The sequence below is a fragment of the Anaerotignum propionicum DSM 1682 genome (assembly GCF_001561955.1).
GTDB classification, from domain to species: Bacteria; Bacillota; Clostridia; order Lachnospirales; family Anaerotignaceae; genus Chakrabartyella; species Chakrabartyella propionicum.
The window spans coordinates 713930-737203 of the sequence record NZ_CP014223.1; the positions used below are offsets into that span (position 1 = coordinate 713930).

Annotated in this window: 20 protein-coding genes, 2 pseudogenes and 1 riboswitch; of the genes and pseudogenes, 16 read left to right on the plus strand and 6 right to left on the minus strand. The window is 38.5% G+C overall.

Translation table 11 applies throughout. The features are described from left to right. Positions 1–18: 18 nt before the first annotated feature. From CPRO_RS03420 to CPRO_RS03440, 5 genes are all read left to right on the plus strand, one after another. On the plus strand, positions 19–282 hold the full coding sequence (locus CPRO_RS03420) for a hypothetical protein (protein WP_066047875.1): 264 nt from the start codon (positions 19–21) through the stop codon (positions 280–282). Between the two features lie 102 nt (positions 283–384). Then, the gene (locus CPRO_RS03425) at positions 385–603 is read left to right on the plus strand and encodes a hypothetical protein (protein ID WP_066047876.1); all 219 of its coding nucleotides are present in this window, start codon (positions 385–387) and stop codon (positions 601–603) included. A 136-nt stretch (positions 604–739) separates the two neighbouring features. Beyond that, positions 740–1273 carry a rubrerythrin gene (gene rbr / locus CPRO_RS03430; RefSeq protein ID WP_066047878.1) on the plus strand — a complete coding sequence of 178 codons (534 nt, stop codon included), beginning with the start codon at positions 740–742 and terminating at the stop codon, positions 1271–1273. Positions 1274–1461: 188 nt separating this feature from the next. After that, complete coding sequence (sfsA, locus tag CPRO_RS03435; RefSeq protein WP_066053661.1) at positions 1462–2160, plus strand: DNA/RNA nuclease SfsA; 699 nt, start codon at positions 1462–1464, stop codon at positions 2158–2160. Between the two features lie 63 nt (positions 2161–2223). After that, a complete protein-coding gene (locus CPRO_RS03440; RefSeq protein ID WP_066047880.1) occupies positions 2224–3387 on the plus strand; it encodes a D-alanyl-D-alanine carboxypeptidase family protein in 1164 nt (387 codons plus the stop codon). Between the two features lie 116 nt (positions 3388–3503). Here the strand turns inward: CPRO_RS03440 and CPRO_RS03445 are convergent, their stop codons facing one another. After that, positions 3504–4661, minus strand: a complete 1158-nt coding sequence (locus tag CPRO_RS03445; protein WP_066047882.1) for a GGDEF domain-containing protein — start codon at positions 4659–4661, stop codon at positions 3504–3506. A gap of 289 nt (positions 4662–4950) precedes the next feature. Between CPRO_RS03445 and CPRO_RS03450 the strand changes: the two genes are divergently transcribed. Then, positions 4951–5532, plus strand: a complete 582-nt coding sequence (locus CPRO_RS03450) for a LysE family transporter (RefSeq protein WP_066047884.1) — start codon at positions 4951–4953, stop codon at positions 5530–5532. 373 nt (positions 5533–5905) lie between these two features. Here the strand turns inward: CPRO_RS03450 and CPRO_RS03455 are convergent, their stop codons facing one another. Both CPRO_RS03455 and CPRO_RS03460 read right to left on the minus strand, forming a co-directional pair. Then, positions 5906–6130 carry an alpha/beta-type small acid-soluble spore protein gene (locus tag CPRO_RS03455; protein WP_066047886.1) on the minus strand — a complete coding sequence of 75 codons (225 nt, stop codon included), beginning with the start codon at positions 6128–6130 and terminating at the stop codon, positions 5906–5908. Positions 6131–6277: 147 nt separating this feature from the next. Further along, the gene (locus CPRO_RS03460) at positions 6278–6949 is read right to left on the minus strand and encodes a Crp/Fnr family transcriptional regulator (RefSeq protein ID WP_066047888.1); all 672 of its coding nucleotides are present in this window, start codon (positions 6947–6949) and stop codon (positions 6278–6280) included. A gap of 113 nt (positions 6950–7062) precedes the next feature. Here CPRO_RS03460 and CPRO_RS03465 point away from each other — a divergent pair. From CPRO_RS03465 to CPRO_RS03495, 7 genes and pseudogenes are all read left to right on the plus strand, one after another. Then, positions 7063–7766: pseudogene (locus tag CPRO_RS03465) on the plus strand (ATP-binding protein). A gap of 492 nt (positions 7767–8258) precedes the next feature. Next, on the plus strand, positions 8259–9452 hold the full coding sequence (locus CPRO_RS03470) for a cation:proton antiporter (RefSeq protein WP_066047889.1): 1194 nt from the start codon (positions 8259–8261) through the stop codon (positions 9450–9452). Positions 9453–9945: 493 nt separating this feature from the next. Beyond that, positions 9946–11919 carry an excinuclease ABC subunit UvrB gene (gene uvrB / locus CPRO_RS03475; RefSeq protein ID WP_066047891.1) on the plus strand — a complete coding sequence of 658 codons (1974 nt, stop codon included), beginning with the start codon at positions 9946–9948 and terminating at the stop codon, positions 11917–11919. Positions 11920–11949: 30 nt separating this feature from the next. Further along, positions 11950–14783, plus strand: a pseudogene (gene uvrA / locus CPRO_RS03480) (excinuclease ABC subunit UvrA). Positions 14784–14944: 161 nt separating this feature from the next. Further along, complete coding sequence (locus tag CPRO_RS03485; RefSeq protein ID WP_066047893.1) at positions 14945–15250, plus strand: hypothetical protein; 306 nt, start codon at positions 14945–14947, stop codon at positions 15248–15250. A 151-nt stretch (positions 15251–15401) separates the two neighbouring features. Continuing rightward, positions 15402–16067 (plus strand): single-stranded DNA-binding protein, encoded by a 666-nt coding sequence (locus tag CPRO_RS03490; protein ID WP_066047895.1) that lies wholly within the window; start codon positions 15402–15404, stop codon positions 16065–16067. Positions 16068–16084: 17 nt separating this feature from the next. After that, the gene (locus CPRO_RS03495; RefSeq protein WP_066047897.1) at positions 16085–16570 is read left to right on the plus strand and encodes a cob(I)yrinic acid a,c-diamide adenosyltransferase; all 486 of its coding nucleotides are present in this window, start codon (positions 16085–16087) and stop codon (positions 16568–16570) included. A 1192-nt stretch (positions 16571–17762) separates the two neighbouring features. Here the strand turns inward: CPRO_RS03495 and dapB are convergent. The 3 genes from dapB to CPRO_RS03510 form a co-directional block, all read right to left on the minus strand. After that, positions 17763–18515, minus strand: a complete 753-nt coding sequence (gene dapB, locus CPRO_RS03500) for a 4-hydroxy-tetrahydrodipicolinate reductase (RefSeq protein WP_066047899.1) — start codon at positions 18513–18515, stop codon at positions 17763–17765. 212 nt (positions 18516–18727) lie between these two features. Continuing rightward, complete coding sequence (dapA, locus tag CPRO_RS03505) at positions 18728–19612, minus strand: 4-hydroxy-tetrahydrodipicolinate synthase (RefSeq protein WP_066047901.1); 885 nt, start codon at positions 19610–19612, stop codon at positions 18728–18730. Between the two features lie 37 nt (positions 19613–19649). After that, entirely contained in the window at positions 19650–20648 is a 999-nt protein-coding gene (locus CPRO_RS03510) for an aspartate-semialdehyde dehydrogenase (RefSeq protein WP_066047903.1), read from the minus strand. A 367-nt stretch (positions 20649–21015) separates the two neighbouring features. Then, positions 21016–21193, minus strand: a riboswitch (Lysine riboswitch). Positions 21194–21340: 147 nt separating this feature from the next. Here CPRO_RS03510 and CPRO_RS03520 point away from each other — a divergent pair. From CPRO_RS03520 to hslO, 3 genes are read left to right on the plus strand one after another with little or no spacing between them, the layout of a single operon-like run. Then, entirely contained in the window at positions 21341–21562 is a 222-nt protein-coding gene (locus tag CPRO_RS03520; protein WP_066053663.1) for an alpha/beta-type small acid-soluble spore protein, read from the plus strand. A gap of 48 nt (positions 21563–21610) precedes the next feature. After that, entirely contained in the window at positions 21611–22378 is a 768-nt protein-coding gene (locus CPRO_RS03525) for a class I SAM-dependent DNA methyltransferase (protein WP_066047907.1), read from the plus strand. Then, positions 22371–23249 carry an Hsp33 family molecular chaperone HslO gene (gene hslO / locus CPRO_RS03530; protein ID WP_066047909.1) on the plus strand — a complete coding sequence of 293 codons (879 nt, stop codon included), beginning with the start codon at positions 22371–22373 and terminating at the stop codon, positions 23247–23249. Before CPRO_RS03525 ends, hslO begins: the two co-directional genes overlap by 8 nt. The last annotated feature ends 25 nt before the right edge of the window (positions 23250–23274 follow it).

A 23274-nucleotide genomic window follows, 5' to 3' on the forward strand; every position in this document is an offset into this window, starting at 1 on the left:
ATTGAGAAGGAGATATCTATGAAATTAGGGATTGAGGAATTGATTGAAAATGTAAAGGATGAACTGCTTTGCTATGAGGATATGGAGCAGGCTACCCAGAAATGGGAAAAGGAGTTTCGTCTTTGGATTGATAAAAACAAAGGGAAAAACAAAGATATTTTGGTAGAACAAAATCAAGTATTTTTTAAAATAAAGGATGAGGAAGAAATTTTTGAAATTGCAAACTCCTATATGGATGCCATTGATGAAGGAAGCATAAAGCAATATTGGGAGAAGTTTTAATTTTGAGATTTTATGAAAATTGGAAATCTTTCCTGCTAATCTGCTTTAAAGGCAAAACTGCCAATTACAGTTAACAAAAAGGGGTTGAGGGAGTTGATGAGAATGAACGTTGTAATGTTATTGGGCATTTTTGTGCTATTTTTTTTATTTGGTGGTATGATTTTAGCGGGGTTTGCTATTTGGGCTCTGGCAACAAAAAAAGATACCTTGCCTCAGTGGGCAAAAGTTGTACTTTGGCTGTTTGTTGCTTTAGCGGCGGTTTTACTGGTTGCAGTAATTTTTGGTATTATAGCATTCTTCGGAAACGTTGTGATGCATTAAGGTTCGGCTAATAATGCACAGATATGGTAAGACATTATAATTGTGGTAATATTGGTTGAAAAGGCCTATTCTAAGGTATTTTTTTCTTCGGTTGGGGAAAACTGAGAGTAAAATATTATCTTAGGAGGGATTTTAAATGGAATTAAAGGGCAGTAAGACGGAAAAGAATCTCCTTTCCGCTTTTATGGGAGAGGCGATGGCAGCGGTTCGGTATAAGTTGTATGCAGAAAAGGCTCATGAAGAAGGTTATGAGCAGATAAAAGGTATTTTTGATGAAACCTCGGATAATGAGATTCAGCATGCAAAGCGTATTTTGGATTTTTCCAAGGGCATTGGCAATACCGAAGCGAATCTGAAGGCAGGTGCCTATGGCGAGCATGAGGAATGGTCAGATATTTATAAAGAAATGGAAGCAACTGCCAGAGAGGAAAACTTTGTTGAAATTGCAAATTTCTTTAAGCATGTTGCTTCTGTGGAAAAGGAACATGAAGAGCGTTATCAATCTTTGCTGAAATTATTGGAAGAGCAAAAGGTTTTTCAGGGAGATGAAAGCACTGTTTGGGTGTGCAAAAACTGCGGCTATGTTCATGTAGGAAAACAGCCACCTCAAAAATGCCCTGTATGTCAGTATCCACAGGCATATTATGAAAGAAAGGCAAACAATTATTAAATAAAATAGGGAGGTTTCCTTCGTCCCCAGTGTATACGAAGAGGTAGTATGCTTATCTGTTGAAATGACTGATTGAATAACTGATTTTATAAAGTTTTGACTTTGTATACAGAATAAAAGGAGGACTCCCTCCTGATACATAAATGTTTTATTTAGAAATGTATTTTATAATAGATGGGGTTAAAAGAATGATTTATAAGAACATGAAGGAAGCCGTTTTTATAAAGCGAACCAATCGCTTTTTTGCTTTTGTAAGCATAGACGGAGTGGAAACGCCGGTTCATGTAAAAAACACAGGTCGATGCAAGGAGTTGCTGCAAGAAGGTGCTAGGGTATTTTTGGAGCCCGCAGAGAATCCTTTGAGAAAAACAAAATATTCTCTGATTTCCGTTTATAAAGGAGACACCTTGGTAAATATGGATTCTCAAGCGCCAAATCAGGTTGTAGCAGAGGCGTTATTGGAAGGTAGAATTCCGGAAATTGGTGAAGTTTCTGTTTTGCGCAGAGAAGTTGTTTATGGAAATTCTCGTTTTGACTTATATTTTGAAGTAGGAGATCGCCGTGGATACATTGAGGTTAAGGGTGCTACCTTAGAGGAAGATGGGATTTGTAAATTTCCTGACGCACCCACTAGTCGAGGCAGAAAACATATTTTAGAATTAATTCAGGCGGTTCAGGATGGATTTGAGGCATATATTTTGTTTGTAATCCAAATGGAAGGTACAAAGGCCTTTTTTCCCCATTGGGAGCGAGATGCTGCATTTTCCAAGGCGTTGGTTGAGGCAGAGCAAGCCGGTGTAAAAGTTTTGGCCTATGATTGTAAAGTAAGCATAGATGCATTAGAACTCTCACAAAAAGTTTTCTCTTCTTTAGAACAGCGGAGATAGGGCATATCTATTCTCTTTAGGACATAGACTGATAAAGAATATAGTCTTTGGGGAGGAACGTGCATGAAAAAAAAGATATTGGCGGCAGTGACAGCATTTTTCTGTTTTCTGGCGCCCTTTTCTGTTTGTGCGGAAGAAGGCGACAACAGCAGTTTGCAACTGCAGTCAAAAAGCGCTGTTTTGATGGATCAGGCGACGGGTACGGTGGTATATGAAAAAAATAGCCATGAGGCGATGCCCCTTGCCAGTGTAACAAAAGTTATGACATTACTGCTGATTTATGAGGCCCAGGCAGACGGAAAGTTTGCATGGACTGATACGGTACAGGTAAGTGACCATGCGGCGGCGATGGGGGGGTCTCAGGTGTTTTTAGAACCGGGAGAAACCCAGACGGCGGCAGATATGACAAAATGCATTGCCATTGCATCTGCAAATGATGCCGCTGTGGCAATGGCTGAGTTTGTAGCAGGGAGCGAGGAAGCATTTGTTGAAAAAATGAACCAAAGGGCGAAAGAATTGGGTATGAAAGATACCGTTTTTGTAAATGCCTGTGGGTTGGATGCAGACGGTCACGTTTCCAGTGCATATGATATTGCGTTAATGAGTCGGGAGTTAATGAGAAAATTCCCAGAAATCAAGGAATATACAACCACTTGGATGGACACCATCACCCACAAAACCAGAAAAGGAGAAACAGAGTTTGGGCTAACCAATACCAATAAGCTGATTAAATGGTACGAGGGCGCAACAGGTTTGAAAACAGGTTCAACAGGTAAGGCTCTCTATTGTTTATCGGGTACAGCTGAACGAAATGGTTTCGCATTGGTTGGCGTTGTTATGGCGGCTCCTGATTTCAAGGTTCGTTTTCAAGAAGTTATGAAGCTTCTGGATTTTGGTTTTGCAAATTATACAATAGAAAAGGGATATCCCGTTGGTCAGGATATGGGAATGATTCCTGTGGAAAAGGGTATGAAGGAAGGCATTAATGCGGTGGTAAAGGATGAAATTTCTGTGCTGATGAGTAAAGGCAGCAAAGGACAATGGGAAACGAAAACGGAACTTATGCCCAATGTTAAGGCACCCATAGCCCAAGGCTCCAAGGTTGGCGAAATGGTTTATACGCTAGATGGTAAGGAAGTAGGTAAAACAGATTTAATTGCTGCAGAGGCAGTAGAAAAGGCCAGCATACATATGATGCTTCAGCGGATGATGAAACAGTGGTGCTAGGGAAAGAATCTGAATTTTTCTTGGGATCAACAAAATTAAAGTTACAAACAAGGGGCACCCTTTTTGATAGATTATCATTGGGTGCCTTTTATTTGGTAGAGAAGAAAGAGTGGAAATCATGGGATTGAGTGAAAGCTTGCCATAGACTCATTTTCACATATTGTTTTCTTCTGCTCCTCTTTATTCCAATACATCTTTTTATCTGCAGATTGTATCAGGCTTTCTATGGTGTTTGCGTTCTCTTCCCCATAGACGGAATATCCCACGCTTAAGGAAATGTTGTATGGCAAAGATGCGGAAAGAGTAACCAAAGAGGCATCCACTTTTTTTAGATAGGATAAAATTTCTGGTTCTTCTTTTTTTAGAATGACTGCAAATTCATCTCCACCATACCTAGCAATAAAAGCTTTTGTATTTGAAAATGCCGCATTTAATATCTGGGCAATCATAACTAAAGCCCGATCTCCTTCCACATGTCCGAAGGTATCATTAATACTTTTAAAGTCATTGATATCAAAGAAAATTAGGAAAACATCTTCTTTTCTTATCGTTTTCGTCACTGTTACTAAATGGCGTTGAAACTCTCTGCGATTATTCAGCTTTGTTAAGGGATCTTGAAAAATTTCCTTTTTCATAAGATTAAGATATTGCATTACAATAGAAATCACAAGGAAAGGAAGTATGGAATTGAGATTTGGAAAGACGACGTCAATTCCCATTCCCAACAGAGGCAGCAAGGAAAACAGACATAGAAAAAAGCAGTTTTTTTGTTGTGCATATCTTTTTTCTTTTATATATTTTATAAAGGAGATAGATGCCCCAGCAAAAAGGTATCCGAAAATCAGAAGATATTGAAAAATGCATAAGTACCCTTGTAGGTACTGATTTTTTTCATCATAATAAAATATCCCACAGCTAATAAGCAAAGTACATTGAAAAATCAGTGGAAGGATATAAAAATTTTTCAGAGAAGGATTGCAGTGTAAATTATCTTCTGTCTCATGAAGAACAAAAATAAACCATGAATAAGCACTAATTGCTCCAAAAACATGGAACGCTATCATCATAAAATGGCTGAAAAGAACAAATCCTTTTAACGTTGCGCCTTCCGTGAAATAATAAAAACTGCCTGCTGTCAAGGTCAAAATAAAGAAAACTATGACTCTATAAAAGAGTTTGAAATTTTTTTGTCCTTGTACCGCGGTTTTGCCGATGAGAATAATTAACGCAAGCAGAATGATTACGAATATGTTAATATCTGCACCGATTTTCATGGTTCTCCCCCTCAATACGTACGTTTGGAGTTTCAGAATAATATGTAATGGTTATTGGACAGGAAGGGATTATTATAAGCGATTAGTCTTAAATAGTATTTGATGTAGCAAAAGTTTTCTTTGTACTACTTAAATGACTAGGTTGCAGAAGAAAAATGATTGACTTTTTGTATTAAAACAAGTACAATAAATTAAATTTGAATGCAATTGATTAAAAGGAAAAATCATTTGTGAATAAATTTTTGGATTTTACAACAATACAAAAGATAACGTTATGGGGGTTTTTAAAGTGTTTCATTGGCTAAATTTTTTAACGTATGCGGTAATAACAACAGCAACGCCGGGTCCCAATAATATCATGTCTATGTCTAATGCAGGACGGGTAGGACTAAAGAAGTCATATCCCTTTAATATGGGGATTTGGGTTGGATTTATGGCAGTTATGATTATATGTACAGTATTAAGCAGTGTTTTAAATGCGGTGATGCCCATAATAAAAACACCTATGCTCATTGCGGGAGCGGCATATATGCTGTATTTGGCATATAAAACATTAAAAAGAACGGGAGAAATTTCAGAAAAGCAGGTGAAAAACGGGTTTCTTTCCGGCTTGTTTCTGCAATTTATCAATCCTAAAATCTATATTTATGGTATGGTTTCCATGGAATCTTACATATTACCTTATTTTCATGACAGCCCAGTAAAGCTTTTGGGCTTTGCAATATTATTAGCCACAATAGGATGTTTTTTTAATCTGTGTTGGGCGGCTTTTGGCTCTGTATTCAGAATTTTATTTTCTCATCATGCAAGAGTGACCAATACGGTAATGGCATTGCTTTTGGTTTACTGTGCAATTGCTTTATTTTTATAGAGAACTTTGTTTTTGTAAAGTTTATTTTATAATGAAGCATTTATATTCCTTCTTTTCCTTAGATAAGGCTGCTTTTTTAATTCCTAGGTATTTTTGAGCATGAGGATATGAATAAAAACAGAATGCTTTACCATATAAATGTACTTTATTATATGCAGAGGCTACGGAACTGTTAAGCATGATTGTGAATGAAGGATAGTCGGATTTTTAAAATGACCGCAAGATGGAAATTGGAGATTGAATGAAAATATGAAAAAGAGTCTGAAGTAAATTTACTTCAGACTCTTTTTTTGCCTCAGACAAAGTCTAAAGAGACAATATCAAAGCTGTTACTTGCTAATTATTTATAATCAGCGAAATACTTTATCAGAGATTAGCCCTGAGTTTTGCCGGCCATTGCTCTTTCCTGAGCTTCGATCATTTTCTTTACCATATAGCCACCAACATAGCCGTTCTGTGCGGATGTTAAGTCTCCGTTGTAGCCCTTTTTCAAAGGTACGCCAATTTCATTTGCTACTTCGTATTTGAACTGTTCCATAGCTGCTCTAGCCTCGGGTACGTTCATCTTATTGCTTGTGCTGTTATTTGTTCCACTCATTTTGATTACCTCCTTAAAAAGTAACTGTGTTTTTGTGTTACACTGATATTATTACACAGTCATTTATTATTATGTAGGAACATTTTGGAACGAATTTGGAATAACACAGCGGTGAGTTTATTTGGGATCTTTTTCATATAAACATTTTTAATTTGTTGGGTTGTCTTTTAAATGAAATGAATTTTTATAATATGTTAAGTAATTCTCTTGTTGCAGTTTAGAAAGCTCAAGAGACATAGCACTGCGGTCTACTGCCAAATATTCAGCAAGCTGTTGTCGGTTAAATGGAATTTGGAATACAGGCGAACCTGCCTTAATTGATTCCGCAGAAAGATAAGATAAAAGCTTTTCTCTGGTTGTTCTTTTTGTAATATGCTCAATTTTACCTGTGAGCATGATATTTTTATCCGCCAAAACGGAAAGCAAATTTCGAATTATACGGGAATGATATATGCAGGAAGTAGAACAGGAATTTAGAATTTGTTTTATATCCAAAAATAAAACGATGGTTGGTTCTACAGCAAGGGCACTAACAGTGATGCTTTGGGTGTGTGCACAAGCAAATGATTCTCCAAACATTTGGGAAGGTGAGATATCACTTAGTATGATGCGATTGCCCCAAAAATCTTCTTTTAAAATATGAATGCGTCCTGATAAAACAAGGCCCATGGCATTTACTGTTTCTCCCTGCCGAAAAACCAATTCATTTTTATTAAATTTTTTTTCGTTGGAAGTCAGACAGCCAAGCATAGTTTGTATTTCCTCTGTCTTTATTCCAAAGAAAAGGGGTGAATTTTTCAAAACAGAAATATATTTCATTTAAGTCACCTCTTTGTTGTAATTACAACGGAATTTATAAGATCATTATAGTATACTCTACCCATAAAGACAAGAAAAATTAAATTTTTGATAATATATTGGAGGGAAAAATAATGATTAGAAGAATTATTGAAATAGATGAACAAAAATGTAATGGTTGTGGATTATGCGCATCTGCTTGTCATGAGGGCGCAATTGCCATGGTAGATGGAAAAGCAAAGCTGATTCGTGATGATTATTGTGACGGGCTTGGTGATTGCTTGCCAACCTGTCCGACGGGAGCCATTCAATTTGTTGAAAGGGAAGCACTAGCTTATGATGAAGAGGCGGTTAAGAAAAAAATGGCAGAAAAAGCCCATGCATTTAGATGCCCGGGAAGTCGCCCACAGATGTTCCAACCAAGTACTCATAATGTTACTGATGAAACAGAACAGACTGTAACTGGAACGGTAAAATCTCAGCTTCGTCAGTGGCCAGTTCAAATTCAGCTGGCACCCATTCAGGCACCTTATTTTGACGGTGCAAACCTATTGATTGCCGCGGATTGTTCAGCTTATGCTTATGGAGATTTTCATAATAAATTTATAAAAATAAGGTGACTTTAATTGGTTGTCCCAAGCTGGATGCAGTGGAGTATTCTCAAAAATTACAGCAGATTATCATGCATAACGATATCAAAAGTGTAACTGTTGTAAGAATGCAGGTGCCCTGCTGTGGCGGAATCGAAATGGCTGTTAAGACTGCATTGCAAAATAGCGGGAAATTTCTTCCTTGGCAGGTAGTTACCATTTCCAATCAGGGGGAAATCTTAGAGTAATGTTTTTCATATTTTAAGAAAATAACAGATAATTAAAAAAGGCTCTATTGCGGTTGCAAGATATTTTGTAATCTACGCCATAGGGCTTTTTTATTTGCAATAATAAAATAAAACTTCTTTCCCAGAGAGCTATCTTCGTTTGTCATTGGGTGTGTTAAGCTTTATCTTAACAGTACTGTTTAGTACAATTGCATATTGACAAATAATTAAGGTGTTTAGCCGGTCGGAAAAAGGCGTAAATATACGGATAAAAAACAATAGCTTCGTGCTTGAAAAAAACAGTTGAACAATTTATCTTTAAGAATTAAAAAGAGATTAGAAATTTTAAAAAAGTAACGAAAGTTTTTAAATTAAAGCCAATTTTTTTCTAATTCATCTAAGAATCCTTAACTTGAAACATAAAAATTTGAAGCATATAATTTCCCATAATTGGTGAGAAATAGAATATATGAAAATGATATGCAAAAGAATATAGAGGGGAGATGAGATGATATGGAGTCCTATGAATTTTTGTTAGTGCTTTCATTAATACTATTTTTTACAAAAATATGCGGATTAATGACGGAAAAGATAAACCTGCCTCAGGTTCTGGGGGCGTTGGTTGCAGGAGTTGTCTTAGGTCCAAGTGCTCTTGGTATCATAGAGGAAACGGATTTTTTAATGACTGCATCAGAAATTGGCGTAATCATGTTAATGTTTAGTGCGGGTTTGGAAACAGATATGAAAGAGCTGAAAAGAGCAGGAGGGCCGGCGTGTTTTGTGGCAGCACTGGGGGTTATATTACCGATCCTTTTTTGCGGTGGACTGTACTATTTCTTTTTTTCGGATAGTTTTACCTATATGAACTTTTTAAAATCAGTTTTTGTTGGAGTGGTTTTCTCGGCAACTTCCGTTAGCATTACCGTTGAAACTTTAAGTGAGATGGGAAAAATCAAAACGAAGGTGGGCACAATTATTATTGGAGCAGCAATTATTGATGACATCATAGGCATTATTGTATTATCTGTTATATCAGGCTTAAGCGAAGGTGCAACAGGAAGCCCTATTATGGTAATGGGAAAGATCATTAGCTTTTTTGGTTTTGTAGCAGTAGTGGGATTTGTGGTAAATAATTTATTTAAAAAACTAGATAGACACCATGGGAAAAGTAAGCGTGTTGTTGTGTGGTCCCTTGCATTTTGCTTTTTAATGGCATATATTGCAGAGAAGTATTTTGGCATTGCAGATATTACAGGTGCGTATTTTGCAGGTTTGACACTTTGTAATATTACAAAAACCCGTAGTTTTGTGGGGGACAAAATTTCTATTGTATCCTATATTTTCTTCTCTCCTGTTTTTTTTGCCAGCATCGGAATCAACACAAACATTACTGGGCTAGATTCGAATACTCTGTTATTTGCACTACTTCTTTTTTTAATCGCTGTCCTGACAAAAGTCATCGGATGTGGCGGTGGTGCAAGACTCTTTAAAATGACAAAGCAACAATCCTTGGGAATAGGCATTGGGATGATTTCCAGGGGAGAGGTAGCACTGATGGTGGCGCAAAAGGGGTTATTATTGCATATGGTTGATGCCAAAATTTTTCCGGCTCTAGTCTTAGCCATTGTTGCTACGGTTTTTATTACTCCGATTTTATTAAACATGGTTATGAAAAATTACAGTGAATCAAAACAAGTGTCAGTTTAGGGTGTTAAGATGTGATAAATAGACAATGTGTTTGGGTATCTGTGATTGCCGTATGCAGGTACCCCTTTTCATGGGTATACTGAAACCTGTAAAAAATGAAGCAACAGGAGGAATATTTAGGAATATAAGAGTTTACCGGATTTTCCTTTAATTGTTATGTTCGTTGGAAAGTAACGACGAAAGGTACTATGGTTTTTGGGCTCTTTGAAATGCCAAGAAAGAGCATTGGAGTAGATTTATAGATTTAAAAAGTAGAATTTACTTTCTATAATTGGAAAAATTTTAGAACTAATGTTTGTGTTTTGAGCTGTACTTTTTAGAGTATATGTGCTATAATTTGTTGAGATTTGCACGAAAAGATATTTGTTTTTACCATGAGATACTAATTTACAAGTTGTATTTAAAAGGAACGATAGTTAGATTCATTCATAAGATGAATCTTCTTCGTATTTATATAAGCGAACCTTTTTTCGGGTTTTACGGAGGTGAGGAAATGGAATTTAAGGTTCATTCTCAATATAAGCCCACCGGGGATCAGCCGGAGGCAATTGAAAAGCTTGCCAGAGGATTTCAAGAAGGGAAAAAATTTCAAACGCTTTTAGGGGTTACAGGTAGCGGCAAAACCTTTACTATGGCAAATATTATTGAAAAACTGCAAAAGCCTACTTTGGTAATTGCCCATAATAAGACCCTTGCTGCCCAGCTTTATAATGAGCTGCGGGAGTTTTTTCCCGAAAATGCAGTGGAGTATTTTGTTTCTTATTACGATTATTATCAGCCTGAGGCGTATGTACCCAGTACAGATACCTATATCGAAAAGGATTCTTCTGTGAATGATGAAATTGATAAGTTGCGCCATTCAGCAACGGCGGCCTTGGTAGAGCGGGAAGACGTTATTGTCGTTGCCAGTGTTTCTTGCATTTACGGATTGGGTGACCCTGAGGAATACTATGGGATGATGCTTTCTTTGCGCCCGGGAATGGAAAAGGATCGGGATGAGGTACTGCGAAGCTTATTGGAAATGCAGTATGACCGTAATGATATGAATTTTGAGAGAGGCTCCTTCCGTGTGCGGGGGGATGTAGTTGAAATTTTTCCCGTTGGCTCCTCGGAGCATGCGGTAAGGGTAGAGTTTTTTGGTGATGAAGTGGAGAGAATCACGGAAATTGATGTTCTCACCGGAGAAATTTTGGGAACAAGGGCTCATATTTCCATTTTTCCTGCTTCTCATTATGTGACATCCCCAGAAAAGCTTCGGGTATCCGTTGAGCACATTGAAGCAGAGCTCAAGGAGCGTTTAGACCAGCTGCGCAGAGAGGACAAGCTTTTAGAGGCTCAGCGATTGGAACAGAGAACTAATTATGATATTGAAATGATGCGGGAAATGGGTTTTTGCACGGGAATTGAAAACTATTCTCGTCACCTATCTTTAAGGGAACCCGGGAGTACACCTTTTACACTGATTGACTTCTTCCCTGACGACTTTTTGATGATAGCCGATGAATCCCATGTCTCTATACCCCAAATCCGAGGGATGTATGAGGGTGACAGATCCAGAAAAACCACGTTGGTGGATTTTGGTTTCCGATTACCTTCCGCTTTAGATAACCGTCCGTTAAAATTTGTGGAGTTTGAAGAAAAAATTAATCAGCTTTTGTTTGTTTCTGCAACCCCTTCTGTTTATGAAAAAGAGCATGCTGAGGAAATTGCTGAGCAGATTATTCGACCTACCGGGCTATTAGACCCTGAAATTTCTGTTCGACCTATTGAAGGGCAGATTGATGATTTATTATCGGAAGTGAAGAAAACAACCTCTGTTGGGCAAAAGGTTTTGGTAACAACACTGACCAAAAAAATGGCGGAACGACTGACGGATTATATGCGTGAAGCTGGGGTTCGGGTACGTTATCTCCATTCAGATATTGATACATTAGAGCGGTTGGAAATTATTCGTGATTTACGTATGGATGTTTTTGATGTATTAGTTGGAATCAATCTTCTGCGTGAAGGTTTGGATATTCCTGAAGTAAGTCTGGTTGCGATTTTAGATGCTGATAAGGAAGGCTTTTTACGTTCGGAAACCTCTCTGATACAGACTGTGGGGCGTGCGGCGAGAAACAAGGATGGTCGGGTTATCATGTATGCAAATGTGATGACAGAAAGCATGAATAAGGCCATTCGAGAAACCAACCGCCGTCGAGGCATTCAGGAAGCCTATAATGAGTTGCATGGAATTACGCCTCAGACCATTCAAAAGAAGGTTCATGATATTATACAGATTAGTAAAACGGCTACGGAAAAGCAGAAATTTGGCTTAGATAAGGATCCTGAATCTATGAGTAAGGATGAATTGAAAAAGTTGATTCAGAAGATGGATAAAGAAATGAAGCAGGCGGCATTGGAGTTGCAATTTGAACGTGCTGCAGAGCTGAGAGATAAGATTTTAGAGCTAAAAAAGATGTTATAAAAGCAATTATTTCCACTGTAAGGAGGAACTATGAAGGATAAAATTGTAATTCGGGGAGCGAGGGAGCACAATTTAAAAAATGTGGACCTTACTATCCCAAGAGATAAACTTGTTGTTTTCACTGGGGTCAGCGGTTCGGGAAAAAGCTCCTTGGCCTTTGATACCCTTTATGCAGAAGGGCAGAGACGGTATGTTGAGTCTCTGTCCTCTTATGCACGGCAATTTTTAGGGCAGATGGAAAAACCTGATGTTGATTTGATTGAAGGGCTTTCTCCTGCCATTTCAATAGACCAAAAGACCACGAGTCATAACCCCCGTTCTACTGTGGGGACCGTAACTGAGATTTATGATTATTTGCGTTTGCTTTATGCAAGAATTGGTATACCTCATTGCCCGAAGTGTGGAAAAGAGGTTAAAAAGCAGACCATTGACCAGATCGTAGACCGTATTTTAGAATTGCCGGAACGGTCGAAGCTACAGCTTCTTGCCCCTGTTGTGCGTGGACGCAAGGGGGAGCACGTAAAGCTTTTAGAGGATGCTAAAAAAAGTGGATATGTGCGTGTGCGTGTGGATGGCAACCTATATGACCTTTCGGAAAAACTTGAGCTTGAGAAAAATAAAAAACATACCATAGAAATTGTGGTTGACCGTTTAGTGGTAAAAGAAGGTATACAGAAGCGTTTGACAGAATCCATTGAGACAGTAACCAGTTTGACAGGGGGACTTTTGGTCGTGGACGTAAATCAAGGAGAAGAGGAATTGGTGTTTAGCCAAAACTTTTCATGCCCTGACTGCGGCATAGATTTAATGGAGATTGAACCACGATTATTTTCCTTTAATAATCCCAGTGGTGCATGCCCCACTTGTACCGGCTTAGGCATGCAAATGAAATTTGATGAAAACCTGATTGTGCCCAATGACAGCCTTAGTATCTTAAAAGGAGCCATTGTTGCCCCAGGATATAATTCTATTTCTGCAAAGGACAGCATGAGTCGTGTTTTGTTTGAAGCTTTGGCAGAGCGTTATAACTTCTCTCTGGAAACACCCTTTAAAGACCTTCCAGAAAAGATTAAAAAAATAATTTTTATGGTACTGGCGGTGAAAAGCTTCGCATTACCTATACAAACTATCGGGGAACAGGTACTTATGATTACGAATACGACGGTCTGATTAACAATTTACAGCGCAGATATAACGAGACCTCAGAGGGGATGCGGGGAGAATATGAGGAATATATGACCAATATTCAGTGCCCAGATTGCCATGGGCAACGTTTGCGTCCCGAGGTTCTTGCCATCACTGTAGGGGGAAAGAATATTTCTCAATTGACAAAGCTTTCTGTAGCAGAGATACAAACGTTTTTCAGAGAGCTTGTTTTAAGTGGACGAGAAGAAATGATCGGCCAGCGTATTTTAAAGGAAGTCAATGCCAGAATTGGATTTTTGATGGACGTAGGTCTGGAGTATCTTACCCTTTCCCGGGCGGCAGGTACCCTCTCCGGCGGTGAAGCACAGAGGATTCGTCTTGCTACCCAAATTGGTTCGGGCTTGGTTGGTGTTGTATATATTTTGGACGAGCCAAGCATTGGATTACATCAAAGGGACAACGATAAACTCTTAAAATCTCTACAACACCTTCGGGATATTGGAAATTCTTTAATTGTTGTTGAGCATGATGAGGATACTATGTATGCGGCAGATTGCATTGTGGACATTGGCCCCGGTGCCGGTAAAGATGGCGGAGAGGTAATTTGTGTAGGCAGTGTTGAAGAAATTAAGGCGTGTGAGCGTTCGGTTACGGGGGACTATCTCAGCGGCAGGAGAAGAATCGAAGTGCCAAAAACACGAAGAAAATTCGAATCAGAGCATGTGATTCAAATTAGAGGTGCTGGGGAAAACAATTTGAAAAATATTGATGTTGACATTCCATTGGGCATATTCACCTGTGTAACAGGAGTCAGCGGTTCAGGGAAAAGCTCATTGGTCAATGAAATATTATATAAGCGTTTGGCGAGAGATTTAAACCGCGCTAAGCTTCGTCCCGGTGTCCATGAAGAAATGATTGGTCATGAGGTGCTGGATAAAGTAATAGACATTGACCAATCACCCATTGGGCGTACGCCAAGAAGCAATCCTGCAACTTATACAGGCGTTTTCGATTTAATCCGTGATGTATTTACCCAAACCACTGAGGCAAAAATGAGAGGGTATCAAAAGGGTCGATTCAGTTTTAATGTGAAGGGTGGACGTTGCGAGGCGTGCGCCGGAGATGGAATTATTAAAATAGAAATGCATTTTTTACCCGATATTTATGTGCCTTGCGAGGTTTGCCAAGGAAAGCGATATAACCGTGAAACTTTAGAGGTAAAGTATAAAGGAAAAAGCATTTCCGATGTGCTGGAAATGACAGTGGAAGAAGCTTTGGCATTTTTTGAAAACATCCCTCGCATTAAATCGAAGCTTCAGACCCTTAATGATGTTGGCTTATCCTATGTTCGGTTGGGGCAGTCTTCCACAACCCTTTCCGGTGGTGAAGCCCAAAGGGTAAAGCTTGCCACGGAGCTAAGCAAGAAAAGCACCGGGCGTACCATGTATATTTTAGATGAACCTACAACAGGCCTGCATACTGCGGATGTGCACAAATTAGTACAAATTCTTCAACAGTTAGCCGAAGGCGGTAACACAGTTGTAGTCATTGAGCACAACCTTGATGTGATTAAAACGGCGGATTACATTATTGACTTGGGGCCAGAGGGTGGCGATAAAGGCGGAATGGTGATTGCCAAGGGTACCCCTGAGGATATATGCAAGGTTGCCAAATCTTATACAGGAAAGTATTTGAAGAGTTTTATAGAGAAGGGTTAAAGAGCATAAATCGGTAGGAAAATCAGATTATTTGATTTTTCCTGCCTTTTTTGTTATAATTCGGAAAAAAGGTTTATGTACAAAAGAAATGTTTATATTGACAAGTTGTTTAGAAATCATTACCATAAGATTATAAGATTTTTGGGTGAGTGGAGGAAGATATGGCTAAGGGAAAAGAACCGGTACAGGGTTTTGTACAGGCAAGTAAAAGAGTAACAGATTTATTTGGCTGCGAGGGCGATTTCTTTTTAAAGCCTCTTTTAGATATTGAGTGGACGGTGCGTCGAGATGATGATTTTTACTTCCTCTGTTATTGGTTAGAAAACGGCAAAAAGGTTGAAGCGGTAATCGTGAAGAAAAACGGGGAGCCGTTGATATATAAAACGAAAGATTACTCTATGGTCGTAGCGATTGATTGTGTTAAAATTGGGTTTGTTTTTAGTAATGATAAAAACATTTCCCAATAATAATGGCTAGGATATCAGCGAACGTACCTGAAGGAGGCCTTGAAGAGTTTTTTTTTATATGGACTTCTAAAGGTTTGTTTTTTTGCGTAAACTGAAATACAGAAGGAAGCAATGTCGATGCAAAAATCGGCATAGAAAAGGGGAGAAAGCGATGCATATGGATGGATTGCCGGAAAACAACAGTGTTGCCATTGCCGGTAAAATCGTGGAGGAATGTGTCTTTAGCCACGAGGTTTATGGAGAGGGCTTCTATACGTTTAAGATAGCATCTGAGCGTCTTAGTGATCAGGCTGACATCCTTCCGATCACCGTCTCGGAAAGGTTGATAGATAAAGAACAGCTGAAAGCAGGCACTTGCGTAGATGTGATGGGACAACTTCGCAGCTATAATAATTATAACAGCAAAAAGAACAGGCTTGTGCTTACTATTTTTGCCAGAGAAATTCGTCTGATGTCTGAGGAAGAAAAAAAGAATGAAAATCAAATTTTTTTGAATGGTTTTATCTGTAAAGAGCCAATTTATAGAAAGACACCTTTTGGTCGGGAAATTTCAGATATTTTGGTTGCTGTAAACCGTGCATACAATAAGTCTGACTATATTCCCTGCATTGTTTGGGGGCGTAATGCAAGATATATGGCAAATTTAAAGGTAGGAGAAAATATCAAGGTTTGGGGTAGAGTGCAAAGCAGAAGTTATCAGAAAAAAACGGGCGATTTGATTGAAGAGAGAGTTGCCTATGAAGTTTCAGTTTCAAAAATTGAGATTCCCCATACGGATGAGAAAACAAAAACAGTTGAAGATACTACCGAAGAATAGCAGGAGTTGAATATTAAGTGAGACGTGGACAGATTTGCGTTTATTATGGCGCGGGCAAAGGAAAAACCTGTGTGGCTGTTGGCAGAGGGCTAAGAGCGATTGGGGACGATTTGCGTGTTGTGATGATACAATTTATGGATTATCATAATAGCAAGGAAATAGAGTTGCTGAAAAAGCTTGAGCCTGATTTTCGTATTTTTCGATTTGAGAAAAATCGTGAAGAGCAGGAGTTTGATGAAACCGTTCGCAAGGAAATTAGCGGGGAAATAAAAAATGCTTTCAATTTTGCAAGAAAAATTGTAGATACAGGGGAATGCGAGATGCTTCTGCTGGATGGCATTTTGGAGTGCATAAGAGAGGGTTTTTTGTCTGCTGAGCAATTGGACGAATTGTTGAATCGACGCCCTGATTACATGGATATTATTTTGACCGGGGACGCTTTGCCGCCAACCATAGCGGAGCGAGTAGATTGCATTTATCAGCTGAAGACTGAGAAACAGTAAGACTTCCTCTAGGGCTTTATCTTTTGTATGGGTCAGGATAGACTCAATAGAAAAATCACTTTTAAAAGATGTTCTGTGTTTAAATTTAAATTTTTGGCAGTAAAATCACCATCAAAATGTGTATACTTTTGGTGGTTTTTTTATGTTGTTTCGGATAAGAAGGAAAGAAATTCTTATATTGTGGTTTATCTGTAGCAAACTAAGAGATATAGAGTAACTGCGATTTTCTTAAGTTTATTAATCCTAACTATTATATGAGATATTTGTAATTCAAAATGATGGTGATTTTTAAACATATGTAGTGAAATCTATGAGAAACCTGTGTATAAGGTTTGACATCATGAACATTGGAGAATCAATACAGGAATATAAAATTTATTTGTGTGTTGACATATGAAAATATATATAATAATATATTAAATAGTTATATTTAGTATAACTATTTATCGATGTGCGCATGTCTCTTGCAGTCGGAACCAGTAGGTGGTGATGTGAAAAAAATAAATTGACGGAGAAAGAAATGGGGTTTAGTAAGAAGAAATGGATTTGATGCTGCCATTCTATGTCGAATTCTTCAATTTATAAAAAGGAAATGCAGAAGGTTAGCTGAGAGGCATAGGGATAGGACAAATGAAAGTACGGATGATATTAGAAAGCAATTTATTTTGTCCTTATCTGTTTTAATATTTTTTTGCCAAAATTTCACATAATCTTTTAGATTGGCATTATTTTAAACAGATATAGACAGTAGATCATTATTCAAAATGATTGATATATCCTGATTTCTCTATATTGCTAAACGATACATAACCAATGTGCTTAAATCAACTAAATTAAGAAAGTTGCTTAAAACGCGAAGAAATAACAAGTGAGATGATTCATTTGGAGTGGCAACAGTAACTTAAGTATGATTTTATGATGCAACAACAAAAGAATGAAGATTGAGTGCCAACAGCTGCACGATATCAGGGGAAAAATAGGGACAGTGCCAGTGCTTTGGGATGATGTGACTGACACTGTTTTTATTTATAGTAATAATCAACTGAGATATTTCAATCTGTTTCTGCTATTTCAGGTATGTAATATAGAATTTGAAATATATGGACTTTAATGTATTGATGTTTATTGAATTGGATGCATAGCCAATTAAAAAAAGCCCTTTTGTTATCTTAATAGGGGCTTTTTGTTTATATTAAGCTAAGACATCTTTCATAGAATAAAGTCCGGGGCATTGTGAAGCCAAAAATTTTGCGGCTTTTACGGCACCAACTGCAAAAACCTCCCGGGAGGTGGCTTTATGGGTTAATTCAATTACTTCGTCTCTGCCCGCGAAAATAACGTCGTGGTCACCCACAATATTTCCACCTCGCACAGCGTGAATTCCGATTTCTTTACGGTCTCTTTTTTCATTTGTTTGAGAACGATCATAAACATAATGGAATTGTTGCTCCATTGCCTCGTTTATTGCATCAGCCAAAGCCATGGCAGTTCCACTGGGAGCATCAATTTTTTGGTTATGATGCTTTTCAACGATTTCAATATCGAAATTTGCGTCATACAAAGCTTTTGCAGCCTTTTGAACTAACCCTATAAGCAAGTTTATACCGATGGACATATTTGCTGATTTTAACACGGCAACGCTTTTTGAAGTTTCCTTTAGCAATTCCATAGTTTCGTCACTGAGAGCAGTGGTGCAGGCGACAACAGGTATTTTTTTTGCTTTTGCAAACTCCAGTAGTGCTGGTACAGCCACTGCTGTAGAAAAGTCAATGATTACGTCGGCTTCAATATTACAGTCAGCAGGCGTTGGGAAAACAGGAAAATCAGCCTCAGGCACTCTGGGGTCAATACCTGCAACAATTTGGCAGTTGGCATCATTTGCTACGATTTCTGCCACAACCTGTCCCATTTTACCACCACAGCCATGCATGATAATATTAATCATATAGTACACTCCTTTAAAATCAAACCTTATCCTGCTTTTTGAATGATATCCTTTTATTAAGGAAATGAATCATTCTAAAGCTTGTCTTTTTCACTGACTAATGTCAGCGTCCATTGTAATATAACAATTTCCAAACCTACGTCTTGTCAGCATCTTATGCACAAGGAAATCTGTTAAAATGCGGCAAAGAGATATCTTTGCCGCAAACGTCATTATGAAATCAAACCGTAGTTTTTCATTGCTTTTTTTAATGTTTCCAGATTTTTGTCTTCCATAGCACAAAGAGGCATACGGCAAGGGCCTACCTCGTAACCCATTAAATCCAATGCTGTTTTTACAGGAATAGGATTTACCTCACAGAACAGGGCAGAAATCAGCTCGATTGCACCCAATTGCAATGCGATGGAACCCTTTAGATCACCCTCGAAGAATTTAACAACCATATCATGGGTTTCTTTTGGAGCAATGTTAGACAAAACAGAAATGACACCTTTACCGCCTAAAGAGAGGATAGGGAGGATTTGATCATCATTACCGCTGTAAATATCAAAGTCAGGACCAACAAGAGCTGCAATTTCAGCTACTTGAGACAGGTTGCCGCTTGCTTCTTTTACTGCCACAATATTTTTTACCTTGGACAGTTCTAACACTGTTTTAGGAGTGATATTGCAACCTGTACGCCCGGGAACATTATACAGAATGATGGGGATAGATAAACTTTCCGCAACAGCAGTATAATGGAGAATCAGACCTTTCTGGGTAGCCTTATTGTAATAAGGGGTTACCAATAAAACCGCATCAGCCCCTGCAGTTTCGCAACCTTTTGCCAATTCGATGCAGTGTGCTGTGTCGTTACTGCCTGCACCTGCAATAACAGGGACTCTGCCTTTTACAACCTCAACTGCGTAGCGTACGCATTCAATTTGTACTTCATCGGAAAGAGTGGATGCTTCACCTGTTGTTCCGCAAATAATCAAGGCATCGGTGTCGTTGGCAAGCTGGAACTCAATTAATTCTTTCATTTTTTCGAAATTAACAGTACCGTCGGGAAATGTAGGCGTAACCAAAGCAACACCTGCGCCTGTAAAAATTGACATAATGCAAGCACCTCCAAAATTTTAAATAGGATATTAGTTAAGCGTTCATGTTTTTAATAATTTCCTCTGCAATTTGAACTGCATTTGTAGCCGCACCCTTGCGGATATTATCTGCAACCACCCAGAGGTTTACTCCGTTTTCTACACTGTCGTCACGACGAACACGACCGATAAAAACTTCATCATGTCCCGTTGCACTTTGTGCTAAAGGATATTCATTATTCATAGAATCATTCATCATAACGATGCCGGGAGCATTTTTTAATGTTTCAATCAGTTCAGCTAAATCGAAAGGATTTTCCAATTCTACATTTATAGATTCGCTGTGTGAATTGAAAACTGGTACACGTACTGTTGTAGCTGTTACTTTCAGGTTGTCATTATGAAGCATTTTTCTGGTTTCGTTTACCATTTTCATTTCTTCTTTTGTATATCCATTATCTAAGAATACATCAATATGGGGTAAGCAGTTGTTTGCAATAGGATGGGGGAATTTCTGTGGTGCTTCTCCCTTTATGCCATTTTCAAGATCCATCCAACCTGCAAGCCCTGCACCGCTAACTGCCTGATAGGTTGAGTATACAACACGCTTAATTTTATATTTTTCATCTAAGGGCTTTAATGCAACCACTGCTTGAATGGTAGAACAGTTTGGATTTGCAATTATATTTTTGTGCCAAGAGATATCCTCAGCATTCACCTCAGGTACAATAAGAGGAACTTCCGGATCCATTCGCCACTGAGAGCTGTTATCAATTACAATACAACCATGAGCCGCAGCAATGGGTGCAAATTTTTCGCTGGTACTGCCACCTGCGGAAAACAGCGCAATGTCAATGGGTTTATCAAAGGAATTTTCCGTTAACTCCTCAACAATATAATCTTTTCCATTGAAAGTTATTGTTTTTCCTGCGGAACGGCTGGAGGCCATAACATAGAAATTTTCAATGGGAAGCTGTCTTTCCTCCAAAACTTTTAAAAATGTTCGACCGACCATTCCTGTCGCGCCAACAACTGCTAGATTAATTTTTTTCATTTCAAACTTCCTTCTTTCTTTATTATAATAATGTAAAATATGTGAGTATGTGCGAAGAAACGAAAACTTTCAAATAGAATACCTAATAGCTTTGACAAATCATCCAATCATGTTAGCAAAAATTCTTATTCTTCTAGAGATAAGGTATGTATTTTCCATGCAATTGCAATAAAGCAGTATGCAATGGAATATGAAGGTTGATTGGAGTGCCTTTTGATCAGTATCACTATTTTAAAGTGTTATGCCCAAATTCTTCGCTTTTGCGGTATTTGTTCTAAAGTCAAGTTTTGCCGGAAAAACAAAAAGAGCCGGCAAGCGCCGACTTTTAAATTTTGCATACAACAAAAAAATGATAATGCAAAAAAGAAAGTTTCGTAGCGCTCCACTGGTGATACCAATGACAGTTGGACGGCTATTAACCGGACAACCAGAGAAAAAAAGATAAGGCATCTTCTCTCTTCGGCGTTTACCCCTTTCGGCGGACGGCCTTTATCCCTTATGATATTCGCCCGTGTACTCATGAAAAACGCACCTCTACTTTTAGAACTATTTACTTAATCCATAGTCTACCATCAGAAAGGGAATCTGTCAAATGATTTTCGTTCATGGACAATATTTTTTTTCACAGGGACATAGGTTGTAAAAAAAATAAAAAATGGGCAATACTGAAAAAAAGAAGGGAGTTTTATAAAATGGGACAGAAGAAAGAATTGACAGAAGAACAAAAACGAGACATTGCCATGAAGTATGAAATAGCAGAAGAACTGGGGCTCATGGAAAAGGTGGAGAAGGTGGGCTGGAAAGGGCTTACCGCCAGAGAAAGTGGTCGTATAGGTGGCATTATGGGAAAGAAGAAAAGAGATGCTGCGGCTAAAGGGAAAAATTCTTGCAATACATCAGAGGAAAAGCTATAATATATAAATTGTTGGATTTTGAATGATAATGGTATGGGAGAAACGAGAATGGAAGCTTATGAGGGCTTTGCCTCTTTATATGATGTATTTATGGAAGAAATTGATTATCCTGCTTGGGTGAAATATATTATTGAATCATGGAAGAAGCTTGGTAAAAATCCAGAAAATGTGATTGATTTAGGCTGTGGAACGGGGAACATCACGATTCCTTTGGCAAAGACGGGATGCACCATTATAGGGGTGGATATTTCCCAGGAAATGCTGGCTGAGGCACAAAGAAAAGCAATTTCTGAAGGGGTTTCCATACCTTTTTTTTGTCAGGATATGGTGGAACTGGAGTTACCATATCAGGTAGATTGCGTTTTAAGCCTTTGTGATTCTTTGAATTATTTAACAGAGGAGGGTGAGCTTTCAGCTGCCTTTTCTGCCATTAATAAACACTTGAACCCCCAGGGGTTGTTTCTTTTTGATATGAATACGGAGTATAAGTTTAAAGAGGCTTTGGGGGACAAGACCTACGCAGCTATGACAGAGGATGCCGCTTATTTTTGGGAGAATTCCTTTGATGAAGAGGAAGGAATCAATGAATATTATGTGAGCTTTTTTAAGAAGCAGAAAAATAAGGATACCTATGAGCGTATTGAAGAGTACCATTATGAAAAGGCTTTCAGCATAGAGGAAGTAGAGAGCTGTCTTGAAGAAAATGGCTTTGTACTTTTAAATGTGTATGATGGATATAGTTTTGAGCGAGCAAAAGGAGATAGCCAACGCTATTTTTTTGTGGCGCAGCTAAAGGAGGAAAAATTTAATGGGTGATTATATTGTTAGAGCAACAGCAGGAGGCGGCAGTATACGTGCCTTTGCGGCAACTACAGGAGAAATGGTTCAGCATGCAAGGCAAGTGCACCATACCTCACCTGTGGCCTCGGCAGCTCTGGGCAGAATGATGACAGCAGCAGCAATGATGGGAAGTATGTTAAAAGGGGAAAAGGATTTGGTTACCCTTCAGATCAGAGGCTTAGGGCCACTTAAAGGAGCAGTTGTAACCTCAGATAGTCAATGCAGAGTAAAAGGCTATGTTTTTCATCCTAATATAGAGGTTCCTTCTAAATATCCCGGGAAGCTGGATGTAAGTGCAGCAATTGGCCAAGGGTATATGAGTGTAATAAAAGACATTGGATTAAAAGAGCCTTATGCAGGGCGCATTCAATTGGTCTCAGGAGAAATTGCTGAGGACTTAACTTATTACTATGCTCAATCCGAACAAACACCATCGGCAATCGGCTTGGGTGTTTTGGTCGATACAGATACCTCTATTCGTTGTGCAGGCGGATTTATGATTCAGCTCATGCCAGATGCATCCGAAGAGGTGATCTCTCAACTGGAGACCAGATTGAATACCATTCCATACATTACTGACTTGTTGGATATGGGACAAACTCCCGAGGGGATTTTGGAAATCATTCTTCAAGGGATGGATATGAAGATTCTTGATAAAGTGCCGACAGAGTTTTATTGTAATTGTACCAAGGAGCGGGTAGAAAAAGCTTTGATTAGTATCGGCAAGGAAGAACTGGAGAAAATTGCGAGAGAGGACAAAAAAGCCAATCTACATTGCCATTTTTGTGGTAAAGAATACGATTTCTCAGAGGAAGAGATTTTAAAGATTTTGGAATCAGCAAAATAATGACTGCTATTTAAGAAGAGAGGAA

What these genes read in the sequence shown, in the direction of transcription:
- CPRO_RS03420 (WP_066047875.1), top strand. Translation starts at nt 19, where the DNA reads ATGAAATTAGGGATTGAGGAATTGATTGAAAATGTAAAGGATGAACTG.
- CPRO_RS03425 (WP_066047876.1), top strand. Translation starts at nt 385, where the DNA reads ATGAACGTTGTAATGTTATTGGGCATTTTTGTGCTATTTTTTTTATTT.
- rbr (WP_066047878.1), top strand. Translation starts at nt 740, where the DNA reads ATGGAATTAAAGGGCAGTAAGACGGAAAAGAATCTCCTTTCCGCTTTT.
- sfsA (WP_066053661.1), top strand. Translation starts at nt 1,462, where the DNA reads ATGATTTATAAGAACATGAAGGAAGCCGTTTTTATAAAGCGAACCAAT.
- CPRO_RS03440 (WP_066047880.1), top strand. Translation starts at nt 2,224, where the DNA reads ATGAAAAAAAAGATATTGGCGGCAGTGACAGCATTTTTCTGTTTTCTG.
- CPRO_RS03445 (WP_066047882.1), bottom strand. Translation starts at nt 4,661, where the DNA reads ATGAAAATCGGTGCAGATATTAACATATTCGTAATCATTCTGCTTGCG.
- CPRO_RS03455 (WP_066047886.1), bottom strand. Translation starts at nt 6,130, where the DNA reads ATGAGTGGAACAAATAACAGCACAAGCAATAAGATGAACGTACCCGAG.
- CPRO_RS03460 (WP_066047888.1), bottom strand. Translation starts at nt 6,949, where the DNA reads ATGAAATATATTTCTGTTTTGAAAAATTCACCCCTTTTCTTTGGAATA.
- CPRO_RS03470 (WP_066047889.1), top strand. Translation starts at nt 8,259, where the DNA reads ATGGAGTCCTATGAATTTTTGTTAGTGCTTTCATTAATACTATTTTTT.
- uvrB (WP_066047891.1), top strand. Translation starts at nt 9,946, where the DNA reads ATGGAATTTAAGGTTCATTCTCAATATAAGCCCACCGGGGATCAGCCG.
- CPRO_RS03485 (WP_066047893.1), top strand. Translation starts at nt 14,945, where the DNA reads ATGGCTAAGGGAAAAGAACCGGTACAGGGTTTTGTACAGGCAAGTAAA.
- CPRO_RS03490 (WP_066047895.1), top strand. Translation starts at nt 15,402, where the DNA reads ATGCATATGGATGGATTGCCGGAAAACAACAGTGTTGCCATTGCCGGT.
- dapB (WP_066047899.1), bottom strand. Translation starts at nt 18,515, where the DNA reads ATGATTAATATTATCATGCATGGCTGTGGTGGTAAAATGGGACAGGTT.
- dapA (WP_066047901.1), bottom strand. Translation starts at nt 19,612, where the DNA reads ATGTCAATTTTTACAGGCGCAGGTGTTGCTTTGGTTACGCCTACATTT.
- CPRO_RS03510 (WP_066047903.1), bottom strand. Translation starts at nt 20,648, where the DNA reads ATGAAAAAAATTAATCTAGCAGTTGTTGGCGCGACAGGAATGGTCGGT.
- CPRO_RS03520 (WP_066053663.1), top strand. Translation starts at nt 21,341, where the DNA reads ATGGGACAGAAGAAAGAATTGACAGAAGAACAAAAACGAGACATTGCC.
- CPRO_RS03525 (WP_066047907.1), top strand. Translation starts at nt 21,611, where the DNA reads ATGGAAGCTTATGAGGGCTTTGCCTCTTTATATGATGTATTTATGGAA.
- hslO (WP_066047909.1), top strand. Translation starts at nt 22,371, where the DNA reads ATGGGTGATTATATTGTTAGAGCAACAGCAGGAGGCGGCAGTATACGT.